This window comes from Nocardiopsis sp. iso_186 (assembly GCF_056173365.1).
In genome coordinates this window covers 4,781,470-4,794,803 of sequence record NZ_CM149670.1, presented here as the reverse complement: position 1 = coordinate 4,794,803, position 13,334 = coordinate 4,781,470, and the positions used below count along the sequence as shown (strand labels likewise).

Genomic DNA, 13,334 nt, shown 5'->3' with positions numbered 1-13,334 from the left:
GGACGCTTCCTGTTTCTCCCGCGCCCGCCCCGACCCGGACTCCGGACGACTACTACTGCTGAGACCAGTGCCGCGTGGCGATGCGGTGGTCGCCCTGCTGGTAGTCGCTGAGGATTTTGTTCAGCGACATCTGGGCCTTGCCCAGCAGGGTGTTCATGTCCTGGAGGTTCAGGTTCCACTTCGCCATCTTGGCGTCGTACTGGTCCGCGGTCACACCGTCCATGTTGGCGCGCACGGACTGCATCTGCTGGGCGAGGTCCTCGACCGCCTTCTGCACGGTCTGGGTCTCCTGGCGGAGCATGTCACCGCTGTTGACGATGCCCTGGTATGTCATGTTGAAGTCGGACACGGTATGCCTTTCGTCGATCGGGGGCGCCGACGGCGAGCCGTGCGTCCACCGGGTTCACACCGGGGGCGTTCAGGCGCCGAGGCGGGGAGGAAGGGGGCCGGACGGCCTAGTTCGGGTTGAGTTCCTTGAGCCAGCTCGACCCCTCCATGATGGCCTGGTCCTCCATCTGCGCCATCTCCTGCACGGTGCCGCCGAACGCGCCCACCATCTCGTTCATGCCGTTGGTGATGAGCCGCAGCTCCTCCAGCCACAGCGCCAGGGCCTCCAGGTAGGTGCGCGACGCCGCGCCGCCCCAGTTGACCCGCACGTTGTCGCGGATGCCGTCCACGAACTGGTAGGAGCGGTTGCAGGTGTTGTAGGCCGATTCCATCGCGGCGCGGGCCGTCGCATTGGCCTGCTCTGTCTGCAACAAGTCGTTGTGCGACATGGCGGTTCTCCTTTCGGGGGTTCCGGTCGAAATTACTGTGGGCAGTCGGTGTTCTCCACCCGTGCGGACGGCGCGACCGGAAGTGCGGCCGCCGCGGGACTGAGCAGGGGACCGGTTGGCACGAGCCTCAACAGCGAGGTCGGTACCTCCACGGCCGCCGCCGGATCGAACCCCAGCGCCGAGACGGTGTCGGCGTCGGGGACGGGATACTTGGCCGCCGAGTCGGTGACCAGGTAGTAGGTGGGGGTGGCCGTGGAACCGCCTGCCGGGCGGCCCGCCGCCAGCCCGCCGCCGCCCGCGGCGATCCCGATCAGCTCGGGGGTGGGGCAGCCGGGGGCGATCGAGGGGGTCTCCTGGGGCGGCCACGCCCGGATGCCGTCCACGGGGTGGGTGACGAGTTCCAGCGAACCGTCGCCGCCGAGTTGGAGGCAGGGGGTCTCCAGCTCCACCGGGAACAGCGCCGGCGGGGTGCCGGGGACGGGGGAGTCGCTCGGACGCCCCACCTCGCTGCCCGCGGCCAGGTTGCCCTGGACCTCGCCGGCCGGGAGTTCCACGGCCGTGGGGGCGGAACCGCCGTACGCCTCGTCCCTGATGTCGGAGTTGGCCAGCAGCAGGCGGGAGTCGGTGGCGGTAAGAGGGGACAGCCCGTCCCGGCCGAGCAGGTAGTGCTGGCGCTCGTCGCCGTCGCCCGGCACCACGAAGACCTGCCCGACGACCGTCTGCCGACCGCCCAGGACCGGTCCGGACTCACCGAGCCCGGCCACGTCCGGGGCGGTCAGCTCGGGGCCGGGCGGGACCGAGGCGAGGAAGGGCGCGGTCACCGGGAGCACCGGACTGGTTCCATAGCCCAGCGCCTCCAGCGCGCCGTTGCCGGTGTCCAGGCGTAGCCGGGTGTCCTGCCACAGCAGGTGGTGATCCCCGTCGGGGGACGACACCAGGACCGCCATGTCGTGGGCGATCCGGGTGGACGGGTTTCCGGCGTCCACGGTCAGCGAGGTGCGGGGCGGGTAGTCGGCGGTGGGCGGGACGGCGCACAGTCGCCACACCTGGGCGGCCGCCTCCTCCGCGTCGGGCAGGGAGTCGGGTGCTCCGGGGATGCCCACGGGGCCGCCCTTGGGTTCGCCCTCCAACGAGGCCATGGACACCGAGCTGACACTCAGCTTGTTGCCCTGGATGAGTTTGGCGGAGGCGTAGTTGGCGACGGGGCGCAGCATGCCCCCCGCGTAGAGGTAGGTCGCCCCGGTCTCCTTCTCCACGATGAGCTTGCCGTCCTGGCGCCAGCTGTTGGCGCCGCCGGGGAAGATCAGCCCGAACACCAGGAAGCCGACGCAGACGAGTGCGGACAGGGCGAGGCCGATGAAGCTTCCGGTCCGGGTGCGCCGCATCGGCGCGTCCACGGCGTTGGGGTCGCCTTCGAGCATGGCCGTGCCCAACCGCCCCACCATGAAGGTGTGCGCCTGGACCCGGTCGCGACGTGACTGCACGGATCAGCCCCCGATCGCCCGAAGGGCGCCGAAGACGCCGAACTGCCCGAGGACGAGGGAGGCGATGGCGATGGTGATGATCGACTGGATGATCTCCGCCGCCCGGCCCCAGTGGGGCAGGGCCCGCCGGCCGGGAAGGGTCCAGGACACCACCGCCAGGGAGGTGGCGACGGAGAACAGGGCCAGCAGGCCGAGCAGCCGGCCCAGCATGTCGGCGTCCCACACCGCGGACAGGAACAGCGCGATCAACCCGACGCAGGGGGGAGCCACCATGCAGGCCCGCTGCCAGGCGCTGCCCAGACCCCGGCTCTGCAACAGCATCACCAGCGACAGGATCACGCACAGCGTGGTCAACACCCACCCCTCGACCGGGGCGATCAGGAGCAGGCACACGGTGAGGACCGCTCCGGTGGAGGCGAACAGCGCGCTCTGGTACTGGTCGGCGAGCGCGGCCCGGTCCAGGACGCTGCGTGCGGCGTAGGGCGAGATGTCGTCCTGCAACTGCTTGGGGGTGGAGGGCAGCGCCGGGAGGCGCATACCGGAGAACCGGAAGGCCAGTTGCGGGGCGAAGGTGCCCAGCAGTAGCGCCAGGGCGGCGACCAGTCCGGCGCTCGCGGCGACGGTACCGCCCGGGATGAAGAGCAGGGACAGCGCGCCGATCACGCCGAACACCTGGACGATCACCAGGCCGCTGAAGAAGGGGACCGAGCCCGCGACGGCGGCCAGGCCCAGCACGGTCGCGCCCGCGCCGGCCATGCAGCCGGCGAGGATACGGGCCCCGAGCAGTGCCTCGCCCGGTTCCCCGGCGGAGATCACCGCGCCGGCCGTCGCCATGTAGAGGACCGCGGCCCCGGCGAACCCGGTGGCCGCGACGAGGTCGCCCATGGCGCGCGACGCCGCCCAGGCGCCCAGCAGCATCAGGACGGCTGAGGTGGCCGCGATGAGCGCGGTCAGCCCGCCGGTCCCGCCCAGGACGAGGACGGCAAGCCCGGTCAGGATCAGGGCGAGGGCGAGGGACTGCGTGAGGCCCCGGGTGAAGGCGGGGCGCCAGGCGTCGGCGCGCTCGGATATCCCGTTGGCGACACCGTCGATGAGGTCGTCGAAGTGGATGGGCGGCAGCTGGTCCCGCCGGGGGCGCAGGTAGAGCGTCTCTCCGTCAACCAGGCCGAGGGAGTCGATCGTCTCCTCCTCCTCCAGCACGTCGCCGCCCAGGGGCTGGAGGATCCATCCGTCGTGTTCGAGCCCGGCCTCGTCGAGGTCGTCGCCCTCGTCGCCCTCGGCGTAGAGGACGAACGTGGGGATGAGCTCGGCCAGGGGGACGTCGCAGGGGGCCGCGATCTCGAAAGAGCGTTCTGGTGCCCTGATCATGAGCCGGCACAGATCCGTTGCCGTGGAGTCGCTCATCCGTTCGCCTACTCGTTGCAGGGGGGAAGGGGATTGCAGAGGGCTACAAAAGTCTCGCCGATTTTCGGACCCTGTGCCCAGGAGTTTACTATCACGCTTTTATCACATTGTTTTTCATGTTGGTTCATGTTGTATCACTAGATTTTTACTTGTGGCTTGTCGTCCTGTGTCCGACTGATGACAAGATGATGGCCCCCATCCCCGCACGTCGTCCACTTTCGTCCCCAGGAGGCGGCCGCCCCGTGAACACGATCCTCATCCGCAGGCCGCCGCGCAGGCCCGGCCCGGAGATGCCCTCCGGGGAGCTCAGCCTGCAAGAACCCCCGGAACTGCCGGAGGCGCAGTCCAGCATCTCCTCGGTCTTCATGTACCTGCCGATGGCCATGACCTCGATGGCGATGCTGATGATCCTCGTCCGCCCCGGCATGGGGGGCGGGTCGGCGTTCATGCCCTACATCGCCGGCGGGATGATGCTCACCGGCGCCGTAATGATGCTTTTCGGTCAGTACTTGCGTACGATCATCGAACGCCGCCAGAAGCTCGGCGGGGAGCGGCGCGACTACCTGCGCTACCTCGCCCAGAGCCGCACCCGGTTGCGCGAGGTCGTCACCGAGCAGCGCGACGCCATGCTGTGGCGTGCGCCACCCCCCGAGGCGCTGTGGTCCATCGTGCGGACCTCGCGGTTGTGGGAGCGCAGGGTCGCCGACGACGACTTCGCCGAGGTCCGCCTCGCAGTGGGCGACCAGGCGATGAGCATGACCATGACCCCGCTCTCCACCAAACCGGTCGAGGACCTGGAGCCCCTGAGCGCCCACGCCCTGCGTCGCTTCATCAACGCCTACTCCACGGTCGGCGACCAGCCGGTGTCGGTCTACCTGCGCGGCTACGCCCACGTCTCGCTGCGCGGCGACGTCGAGGCGTGCCGCTCGATGGTGCGGGCGATCCTGGGGCAGCTCGCGGTCTTCCACACCCACGACGAACTGCGCGTCGCCGTCTGCGCGTCGGACGCCAACCGCGGTATCTGGTCCTGGGTCAAGTGGCTGCCCCACTCCCAGCACCCCACCCAGCGCGACGGCGCCGGAGCGGTGCGGCTGTTCTCCCCCGACGCGGTGGAGCTGGAGCGTCTCATCGGAAACGACCTCGCCGACCGGCCCCGCTTCGACCCCGCCGCGGTCCCCAGCAGGGACGAGCCCTACACCGTCATCGTCGTCAACGGCGGACAGGTTCCCGTCGGCTCGCGCTTCACCGGCGGCGGCTACCGCAACGCCGTGGTCATCGACGTCCAGGACCCGCTGCCGCCCGACCACGAGCCCTACACCCTGGCGCTCAAGGTCGCCCCCGACCTGCTGGAGGTGATCTCCGAGGACCACAGCGGACGCGACGTCACCACGCCGCTGGGACGGCCCGACGTGTTCACCGGGAAGCGCGCCGAAAGCCTGGCGCGGCTGCTCGCGCCCTATCGGGTCAGCGTGGCGACCGAGGTAACCGAGCCGCTGACCACCGACTTCGAGCTCACCACCCTGCTGGGCATCCCCAACCTCTACCAGCACGACGTCTACGGGATGTGGGCGGAACTGCGCCCGGAGAACAAGCTGCGGGTGCCCATCGGCGTCGCGGGCGACGGCGCCGCGATGGAGCTGGACCTCAAGGAGTCGGCGCTGGGGGGCATGGGCCCGCACGGCATGTTGATCGGCGCGACCGGCTCGGGCAAGAGCGAGCTGCTGCGCACCCTGGTGCTGTCGCTGGCGCTGACCCACTCGCCGGAGGCGCTGAACTTCGTGCTCGTGGACTTCAAGGGCGGCGCGACCTTCATCGGCCTGGACGGCCTCCAGCACACCTCCGCGCTGATCACCAACCTCGCCGGTGAGGCGACGCTGGTGGAGCGGATGCAGGACGCCCTGCACGGCGAACTCATCCGCCGCCAGGAACACCTGCGCACCGCCGGCAACTTCACCAACATCCACGAATACGAGAAGGGGCGCCTGGCCGACCCCTCCATGGAGCCCATGCCCACGCTGTTCGTGGTCGTGGACGAGTTCAGCGAGCTGCTGGCCGCCCACCGCGACTTCATGGACCTGTTCGTGATGATCGGGCGCCTGGGCCGAAGCCTGGGCGTGCACCTGCTCCTGGCCTCCCAGCGCCTGGACGAGGGCCGCATGCACCAGCTGGAGAGCCACCTGTCCTACCGGGTGGCGCTGCGCACCTTCTCCGCCATCGAGAGCCGGGGCGTCCTGGGCGTCCCCGACGCCCACCAGCTGCCCCCCGCACCCGGCAACGGCTACCTCAAGAGCGACACCGAGACCCTGACCCGTTTCAAGGCCGCCTACGTCTCCGGCGCCCACCAGGTCAAGCGGCGGGCGGCGCGCCAGCTGACCGCCGTGGGCGAGGTCGTGCCCTTCCTCGACGGCTATGTCGCCGGTCGCGCCCCCGAGGTCGAGGTGGAGGAGCAGCCCGTCAACGAGGAGGCCGAGACCCTGCTCGCCATCGCCCTGGACCGCATGCAGGGGCAGGGCATGGCCGCACGCGAGGTGTGGCTGCCGCCGCTGGGCACGCCCCCGCTCGTGGACGAGCTGATGCGGATGGTCGGCGTCCTCGTCCCCGAGGGCGGACTGGCCTGGTCGGACACGGGGCGCCTGAAGATCGCCCTCGGACTCATCGACCGCCCCTTCGAGCAGACGCGGCTCCCGCTCCTCGCGGACGTCTCCGGCGCGGGCGGCCACGTGGCGATCGCCGGTGGGCCGCAGAGCGGCAAGAGCACCCTGCTGGCCACGTTCATCACCTCACTGGCGGTGACCAACACGCCCGCCCAGGTGCAGTTCTACTGCATCGACTGCGGCGGCGGCGTGCTCCAGGCCCTGAGCACCCTGCCGCACGTGGGCAGCGTCGTGGGCCGGATGGACGGCCGGCGCATCACCCGCACCGTCATGGAGCTGGGCGACATCCTCGCCCAGCGCGAGACGTTCTTCGCGGAGAACGGCATCGACTCCATGAACACCTATCGCCGGCGGCGCGCGCAAGGGGAGTTCGCCGACCAGCCCTACGGCGACGTCTTCTTCATCGTCAACGGCTGGGCCACCATCCGCCAGGACTTCATGGACCTGGTCCCGCCCATCCTCCAGCTCGTGCAGCGCGGCCTCAACTACGGAATCCACGTCGTCGTCGCCTCACCGCGCTGGGCCGACTTCCAGTCGGGGCTCCGCGACCTCATGGTCACCCGTTTCGAGCTGCGCATGGGCGACCCGGTGGACTCCATGATCAACATGCGCAAGGCGCAGACCGTGCCCCGTGTGGCGGGGCGCGGGCTCACCGAGGACAAGTACCACTTCCTCACCGGCCTGCCCCGCGCGGACGGCGACACCGACTCCGTCACCGCGTCGGTGGGCATGACCGACATCATCGAGCGGGTCAAGGCGGAATGGGGGGACCGGCCCTCCGCGCCGCCGGTGCGCACCCTGCCCGTGCGACTCGACGCGGCGGAGATGCCCGAGGCCGAGCGCACCGACAACGGCGGTCTCAAGGTCGCGCTGGGCCTGGAGAGCCGGGGGATGCGCCCGTTCTGGCACAACTTCTCCGCCACCCCGCACCTCATCCTCGTCGGCGACACCGAGACCGGCAAGACCACGACCCTGCGCCACATCACCAACGCCATCCGGGACAACTACGACGCCGCGAGCGCCCGGGTGGTGCTCGTGGACCAGCGCCGCGAGCTCTACGATGCGGTGCCCAAGGACATGCAGCTGGGGTACGCCGTCTCCGCCGACAGCACCCGGGAGATGATGGTCGCGGCGGCCCAGGCGATGAAGGAGCGCCTGCCCGGCCCCGACATCACCCCCGACCGCATCCGCAAGCGCGACTGGTGGAAGGGGCCGGAGCTGTTCATCGTCATCGACGACCTGGAGATGGTCATGGGCAGCGGCCCCAGCCCGCTGGCGCCGCTGTTGCCGCTGCTGTCCCAGGGCGCCGAGATCGGGATGCACCTGATCCTGGTGCACGCGGCCGGAGGCTTCAACCGCGCCTCCACCGACCCGGTCATCCGCACCATGATCGACTCCAACACCCCCAGCATCATGTTCTCCACGCCGCCCTCGGAGGGGATGCTGTTCGGCAACGTCCGCGCCCAGAAGCTCCCGCCGGGGCGCGCCATCTGGATCGCGCGGCGCGACCCCATCGAGGTGCAGCTCGCCATCGCGGAGGGGGCGAACCACGACGATTAGCGCCGTCCCGTCCCGCCGGCCCGTAGCCGTGCGGGGCGGGACGCGCGGAGCCGGACACCCCTGGACGAGCCGGAGGCCCCGCCGTACACGGCGGGGCCTCCGGCTCGTCCAGGCGGGGGGTCAGTCGTTGCCCTGGGTGACGACCAGCGCCTTGTAGGTGATCGGGCCGACCTCGCCGTCGGCGTCGATCCCGGCGTCCTCCTGGAAGGCGACCACCGCGTCGTGGGTCGCCTGGCCGAACGTCCCGGCCTCGGGGGCGAACCTCTGGTAGCCGTCGCCGCTCAGGTCGTACCCGTGCTTCTCGTGCAGGGCCACCTGGACCGCGCTCACCGCGGGGCCGGTGTCGCCCTGGGAGAGCACCCCGACGTCCTCGCTCAGGAACTCCCAGCTCCTGGCGTCGAGGACTCCGGTGACCTTCAGGTCGGTTGCCTGCTGGTAGTCCATGAGGGCCTCGACCTCCTTCTCACCGAACCGGTCGTCGAGGGTGGCGGAGGGCTCGTAGTAGCCGAGTTCCCACAGGGAGAACTTGGCGACCGAGAGGTTCCAGCCCATCGTGTTCTGCCTGTACTCGGGCCACTGCGCGTCCTCGTTGGCGGCGAGGACCTGGGCGGATGTGTCGGGGCCGTCGGCCGAAGCGAGCGGCGCTCCGGCCAGGCCCATGCCTGCCGCCAGGGTTCCGGAGGCGAGCAGGGCGGTCATCCTCTGAGTGGTGCGCGCCATGGGGGTCTCCTTTCCTGTCGGATCCGGCAGAACCTCCGTGGTTCCGCTGAGGGTGCGGACCCGGTGCGAGGGGCGGTGGTGCCCCGCCGCGACCATGGCCCGGTCGTGCCCGGGGCGTCTCGCGCAAAACCGGTCCGGCTTGCGACCGGCCACCGCTTTGGCGGATTGACCTGCGAATTCACGCTGTCAATTTTTTGAGCACGGTCCGCTCGGGCTGCGGCGGGCGGTATCCGGCGCATGGGGTCGCGCCGGGAGGCGGGGGCGGAGATCTCGCCGAACCACGTCCCGCGGGGTCGCGTCGCGGAACCGTTCTCCGTCCGGTTCCCACGGCGTTCCCGGTGGATGCGGCGCGGTGCGGCCCTCTCCCGGCACCGGGCGGCGCGCGGCCCGACGATCCCGTCGCGTGCCGTTCGTGCAGGCCGGCCGCGCCCCGTATTCTCGACCCCGCCCGCTTCACCCCGTCCGCCAGGACAATCCCCCGCAAGGAGCGCAGCATGCACGGTCCCCCCACCGCCAACGAGGTCTACGCCCACCCGGCCGGGCGCGGTCTGCCCGTCCCGTACCCGCTGCTGGAGCGGGTTGTGGCGAAGTACGGCCTGGACGCCCGAGAGGCGCACGCGATGATCACGACTTACCTCGACGTGTTCCTGGAGCTCGACGGCCGCGACACCGTGGTCCTGGCACAGCGGCCGGCTCCGCCCGAGCAGGTGGAGCTGCCGGAGCGGTCGGAGCGCGTCCAGGGCGACGCCGACGCACCCTCCTGGCTGGACCTGGACCCCGAGTACCTCGGCTTCGTCGAGGAGACCGTCGAGCAGGCCGTGGAGGAACAGGCTCCGTAAGCAGCACGGGAGGCAGGGGCAGCTCCGCCGCCTCTCCCGGGCTTTGCCGTGGGCCCCGTCTCCCGTTCCGGGGCGGTCCCCCGCGCGTCCAGTACCCGGACGAACGGGGGACCGTCGCGACCGATGCGTGTGACCGGTGGCGAGCACCGGTCCCCCGCTCCGTGCGGCCGTTTTGTGGTCGCGTCACCTGGGGGGCGTGTGCGCGGTGCCCTCCCGGGCCGACGCCGCGCACGCGCTTGAACGCTGAGCCGAGGGCCACCGCGCTGCCGCCTGTGCGACTATCCTGCGGCCACCGTCTCCAGCGTCGCCCCGGGGCCGCGCAGGAGTCCGGAGGCGCGCGTATCGCTTCCGTGCCGACGGTGTCGGTGCCGAGTACCAGGGCCCGCCCGGGCCGTTCGACAACCTGCGGAGAGACCCATGACCGACGGACCCCAATACGCCCTGGTGCTCCTCTGCGCGCTGGCCAACGGCCTCGTGGCCGGGGTTTTCTTCGCCTTCTCCTCCTTCGTGATGAAGGCTTTGGCCGCGCTCCCGTCCGAGACCGGCATGGCGGCGATGCGCTCGATCAACACCGCCGCGGTCACCCCGGTGTTCATGACGCTGTTCCTGGGGACGACGGTGCTCTCGGTGGGGACCGCCGTCTGGGGCCTGACCGTGTGGGGAGCCTCCGACGCGGCCCCCGCGCTCGTGGGGGGCGGGCTCGCCCTCGCCGGTTTCCTGGTGACGGCGGCGGCCAACGTGCCGCGCAACAACGCCCTGGCCGACGACCGGGCCGACCAGGGCTATTGGAGGCGCTACCTCACCGAGTGGACCGCCTGGAACCACGTGCGCACGGTGCTGTCGCTCGCCGCGTCGGCGTCGTTCATTTTCGCCACCGCAGGATAGCGGCGGGAATCGGCGAGAACCCGTGCTGGTCGCGCGGATCGACCTCGACCGTCTCCCCGGCCTCGGCCGGGCGCCACTCGCGTCCACGGCCCCTGCGCAGCACCACCGCGCCCAGGGCGAGCGCCACGATGACGAAGGCCGAAACGGAGGCGACGACCACCGGCGGCGTCATCTGCACGCTCCCCCGGGGGGAGGGGTCCGCGACGAACCGCTCGCCCCTCGCGACGTTCAGCGCGCCCTGAGGGTCGTCGGTCAGTGCGCCCATCGGGTCAACCCGGCCGCTCCCCGTGAACGGGTCGATCGATCCGAAGGGGGAGGGGTAGGCGGTCCGCATCAACCGGTCCTTCAATTGGGCACCGGTGAGGTCGGGTTCCTCGGCGGCCAGCAGCGCAGCCGTCCCGGCCACGAACGCCGCGGCCACGCCGTCGCCGTCGCTCACGAAGTGCCCGCCGCCCGGCCCCACCCCCAGCACTTTCTGTCCCGGCGCGATCAGGTTGACCCTGGCGACCTCCCCGTCGGGCAGGCCCAGGGGTTCTTCGAGCACGGGCTCCCCGGTCGGCTGGTGCGCCGCCACACTCAGCACGGTGGGGTCCTGGGCGGGGTACCCGGGAAAGGGGCCGTCGGGGATGAAGGCGGTCGCCGGTGCCACGACGAGTACGCCCGCGCTGCGGGCCGCGGCGACGGCGGAGTCGAGTTCCTCGGAGCCGGTCGGTGCGGCGTTCCCCACCAGGATCACGTCGGGGTCCCGGGCCAACGCGGTCGTGATGGAGGACGCGATGTCGCCGGGCAGGGTGATGCCGGTCTGCTGCGCGCCGGTGGCGACGGCGACGATGTTCGCGCCCGGGGCCACGCCGACGAACCCGCTGTCCGGGGCGGGACGCGCGGCGACGATCCCGGCCAGGAAGGTGCCGAACCCGAGGCAGTCGGAGGCCGAACCGGTGTCGCCCAGCGCACCCGACAGGGCGGGACCGCCGGACGCCACGGACGTCGCCAGGACCGCGACGGTGGCGCCCGCGCCCTCGTGCAGTTCGTGGACCTGGGACAGCCCCAGTGAGCGGTGGGCCCAGGACTCCTGGTCCACGACGTCGGTGCTGTCCTCGACACAGGGGTCGTCACCGGTCACGGCCGCCGTGATCTGGGCGAGGGCGGCGGGCGCCTCGGAGGCGGAGGGGGAGGCGGACGGCGAGGGCGCGGAGGGAGAGGCGGACGGCGAGGGGGAAGAGGCGTCGGGGCCGGGAGAAGGGCCCGGATCGACGACGTCGGCGAGTACGGTGGCGGGTGCCCCCAGGGTGAGCAGGGCCGCCGCGGCGCAGGCCAGAAAGGGGCGCGCGGCTCCCCGCCCGCGGTTCGGCCCAGGTGCGATGCGTTCCGTCACCATGTTCCCTCTCACGCTCGCCCCGCACGGGGCTGGGGCTGTGCCGGTCGGATTCCCGCCGTGCTCCTCGAAATGTCCGCCACCCGTCCCGGGCGGCGCGCGATGCGAGTCCAGGCTGGTTCGGGGCCTGCCCTCGCGCTGGGCGACCGTCGGGGAAACCCGTACGAACGATCAGGCATCGGTCGAATCGCGAACACTCTATCCATCCGGAGGCGGGAAACGCCTCCCCGGCCGGTGAACAACCGACGAAGCGGGTCGATCCTCGGACGTGGATGTCGTGGTGCTGCGCGTGCGTTCCTCAGGCCGGCCGAGGGGGCGCGTGCTCGCGGCGGTGCGGGGCACGCCTGGTTTCGGCCGGGTCGCGTCGAACGGCGGTCGAGCATTCTCACCAGGGCCACCCGTCCGGCAGTATCCCGCTCACGATCACCGCCGCCAGGGTGATCGCCCCGGTCGCGGTGCAGGCGGCGCGCAGCAGCCGGGCGGCGTGGCGGGCGGTTCGGCGCACGGGCGAGGGCCGGGCGGCGCGGTGGCGGCGCCGCGCGTCGGTGTGCCGGGGCCAGTAGTCCCCGGGGCGGTGGTTGCCCGCTGCGGAGGCCCGGAGCAGGGCCACGGTGTCGAGGGCGGCGCGGTCCACGGGGAAGTCCTCGCGGGTGGGGCGGCGGTGAGCGCTCGCCCGCCGTGGACGCGGGCGGGGTGCGGGGGCGAAGTGCTCGGCGGGGCGGGGTGGGCGCGTGGGCGGTGCCCACCCGGTGGCGATCTCGGGCCGCACGGCGGCCAGCCGGCGGATCAGCGCGGCGAGTTCGGCGTCCTGGGTGTCCCGGGTGTTTGGTGCGCCACCGCCCTTTTTGCCGTCCGTGGTTGTTCGGTTGCCCAGGGTGGTCGCTGTGGGCACGGTGGTGCCTCCTCGAATGTCGGCCGCTGCCGGGTGGTCAGCGGGTGTCGGTTGGTCAGCGGGTGTGGATGAAACGGTCCAGGCCACTGGGCACCTGGGCGGGGTCGAGGCCGAATTCGGCCCACACCACCAGGCCGAGGTTCAGGCTCGGGTGCTCGTAGACGGGGAAGTAGCCCCAGTCCAGGGCGATTGCGGAGACCATCAGCAGGCCGCGGTGGCGCTCGGCGGTGAACCAGTCGGTGCCGGTGAGGGCGGGGATCGCGGGGCGGGCCTCGGTGAACCCGCCGTCGGTGACCTCCAGGCGCAACCGGTCGGGGGCACTCAGGCGCAGCGCGCGCACGGCCTCGCCGTTCTCGCCGGAGGAGGCGGTGTACTCCACGGCGTTGGCGAAAAGCTCGCTCGCCGCGAGTGCGACGTCGGCGGCCACGGAGTCCGGGAACGCGGCCAGATCCCGCCGGACGTCGGTCCGGACCCGGGACGCCTGGTCAAGGGAGCCGGGGTAGATGCGGGGTTCCCAGCGGATCGGTGAAAACGAGTTTGGTGTCAGGGCAGGTGACATCAGCACCCCCGATTGAGAGTTTTCATCCCACGCCATAGATAAGGGTGAGATGCTTACGCCTAGGATGCCAATGCAAGTTTGTAAATGCAACCCTTGCATATGCCGACTTTGAGTGAGTGGGGTAACGTGCGATATCCGGTCATCCTTGTCAGCACCGCATCTGGTGTCCCACCCGAAGGAAGCGCA

General features: G+C 71.3%; 11 protein-coding genes. 3 read left to right on the top strand and 8 right to left on the bottom strand.

Annotated elements, in window-relative coordinates; genetic code table 11:
- Positions 1 to 52 precede the first annotated feature (52 nt).
- The 4 genes from AC0VYP_RS21035 to eccD form a co-directional block, all read right to left on the bottom strand.
- Complete coding sequence (locus AC0VYP_RS21035; protein ID WP_475471411.1) at positions 53 to 349, bottom strand: WXG100 family type VII secretion target; 297 nt, start codon at positions 347 to 349, stop codon at positions 53 to 55.
- Between the two features lie 106 nt (positions 350 to 455).
- Positions 456 to 776: a hypothetical protein gene (locus AC0VYP_RS21030; RefSeq protein ID WP_475471409.1), complete on the bottom strand. Its 321-nt coding sequence runs from the start codon at positions 774 to 776 to the stop codon at positions 456 to 458.
- 32 nt (positions 777 to 808) lie between these two features.
- Positions 809 to 2,260, bottom strand: coding sequence for a type VII secretion protein EccB (gene eccB / locus AC0VYP_RS21025; protein ID WP_475471408.1), 1,452 nt, complete (start codon positions 2,258 to 2,260; stop codon positions 809 to 811).
- A gap of 3 nt (positions 2,261 to 2,263) precedes the next feature.
- Positions 2,264 to 3,664 (bottom strand): type VII secretion integral membrane protein EccD, encoded by a 1,401-nt coding sequence (gene eccD / locus AC0VYP_RS21020; RefSeq protein ID WP_475471406.1) that lies wholly within the window; start codon positions 3,662 to 3,664, stop codon positions 2,264 to 2,266.
- 242 nt (positions 3,665 to 3,906) lie between these two features.
- On the opposite strand from eccD, the gene eccCa reads away from it, so the two are divergent.
- Positions 3,907 to 7,878, top strand: a complete 3,972-nt coding sequence (gene eccCa, locus AC0VYP_RS21015) for a type VII secretion protein EccCa (protein ID WP_475471404.1) — start codon at positions 3,907 to 3,909, stop codon at positions 7,876 to 7,878.
- 120 nt (positions 7,879 to 7,998) lie between these two features.
- Here eccCa and AC0VYP_RS21010 read toward each other — a convergent pair whose 3' ends face one another.
- On the bottom strand, positions 7,999 to 8,598 hold the full coding sequence (locus tag AC0VYP_RS21010) for a peptidoglycan-binding domain-containing protein (RefSeq protein ID WP_475471403.1): 600 nt from the start codon (positions 8,596 to 8,598) through the stop codon (positions 7,999 to 8,001).
- A gap of 494 nt (positions 8,599 to 9,092) precedes the next feature.
- Between AC0VYP_RS21010 and AC0VYP_RS21005 the strand changes: the two genes are divergently transcribed.
- Both AC0VYP_RS21005 and AC0VYP_RS21000 read left to right on the top strand, forming a co-directional pair.
- The gene (locus AC0VYP_RS21005; RefSeq protein ID WP_475471401.1) at positions 9,093 to 9,437 is read left to right on the top strand and encodes a hypothetical protein; all 345 of its coding nucleotides are present in this window, start codon (positions 9,093 to 9,095) and stop codon (positions 9,435 to 9,437) included.
- Between the two features lie 417 nt (positions 9,438 to 9,854).
- Positions 9,855 to 10,322: an anthrone oxygenase family protein gene (locus AC0VYP_RS21000; RefSeq protein ID WP_475471399.1), complete on the top strand. Its 468-nt coding sequence runs from the start codon at positions 9,855 to 9,857 to the stop codon at positions 10,320 to 10,322.
- Here AC0VYP_RS21000 and AC0VYP_RS20995 read toward each other — a convergent pair.
- The 3 genes from AC0VYP_RS20995 to AC0VYP_RS20985 form a co-directional block, all read right to left on the bottom strand.
- Positions 10,300 to 11,700, bottom strand: coding sequence for a S8 family serine peptidase (locus AC0VYP_RS20995; protein WP_475471397.1), 1,401 nt, complete (start codon positions 11,698 to 11,700; stop codon positions 10,300 to 10,302). The two genes, AC0VYP_RS21000 and AC0VYP_RS20995, sit on opposite strands and share 23 nt — an antisense overlap.
- Before the next feature lie 382 nt (positions 11,701 to 12,082).
- Positions 12,083 to 12,589 carry a hypothetical protein gene (locus tag AC0VYP_RS20990; RefSeq protein WP_475471396.1) on the bottom strand — a complete coding sequence of 169 codons (507 nt, stop codon included), beginning with the start codon at positions 12,587 to 12,589 and terminating at the stop codon, positions 12,083 to 12,085.
- 55 nt (positions 12,590 to 12,644) lie between these two features.
- Entirely contained in the window at positions 12,645 to 13,148 is a 504-nt protein-coding gene (locus tag AC0VYP_RS20985) for an ATP-binding protein (protein WP_475471395.1), read from the bottom strand.
- Positions 13,149 to 13,334: the final 186 nt, after the last annotated feature.

What these genes read in the sequence shown, in the direction of transcription:
- AC0VYP_RS20985 (WP_475471395.1), bottom strand. Translation starts at nt 13,148, where the DNA reads ATGTCACCTGCCCTGACACCAAACTCGTTTTCACCGATCCGCTGGGAA.
- AC0VYP_RS21010 (WP_475471403.1), bottom strand. Translation starts at nt 8,598, where the DNA reads ATGGCGCGCACCACTCAGAGGATGACCGCCCTGCTCGCCTCCGGAACC.
- AC0VYP_RS20995 (WP_475471397.1), bottom strand. Translation starts at nt 11,700, where the DNA reads ATGGTGACGGAACGCATCGCACCTGGGCCGAACCGCGGGCGGGGAGCC.
- AC0VYP_RS21030 (WP_475471409.1), bottom strand. Translation starts at nt 776, where the DNA reads ATGTCGCACAACGACTTGTTGCAGACAGAGCAGGCCAATGCGACGGCC.
- AC0VYP_RS21000 (WP_475471399.1), top strand. Translation starts at nt 9,855, where the DNA reads ATGACCGACGGACCCCAATACGCCCTGGTGCTCCTCTGCGCGCTGGCC.
- eccD (WP_475471406.1), bottom strand. Translation starts at nt 3,664, where the DNA reads ATGAGCGACTCCACGGCAACGGATCTGTGCCGGCTCATGATCAGGGCA.
- AC0VYP_RS21005 (WP_475471401.1), top strand. Translation starts at nt 9,093, where the DNA reads ATGCACGGTCCCCCCACCGCCAACGAGGTCTACGCCCACCCGGCCGGG.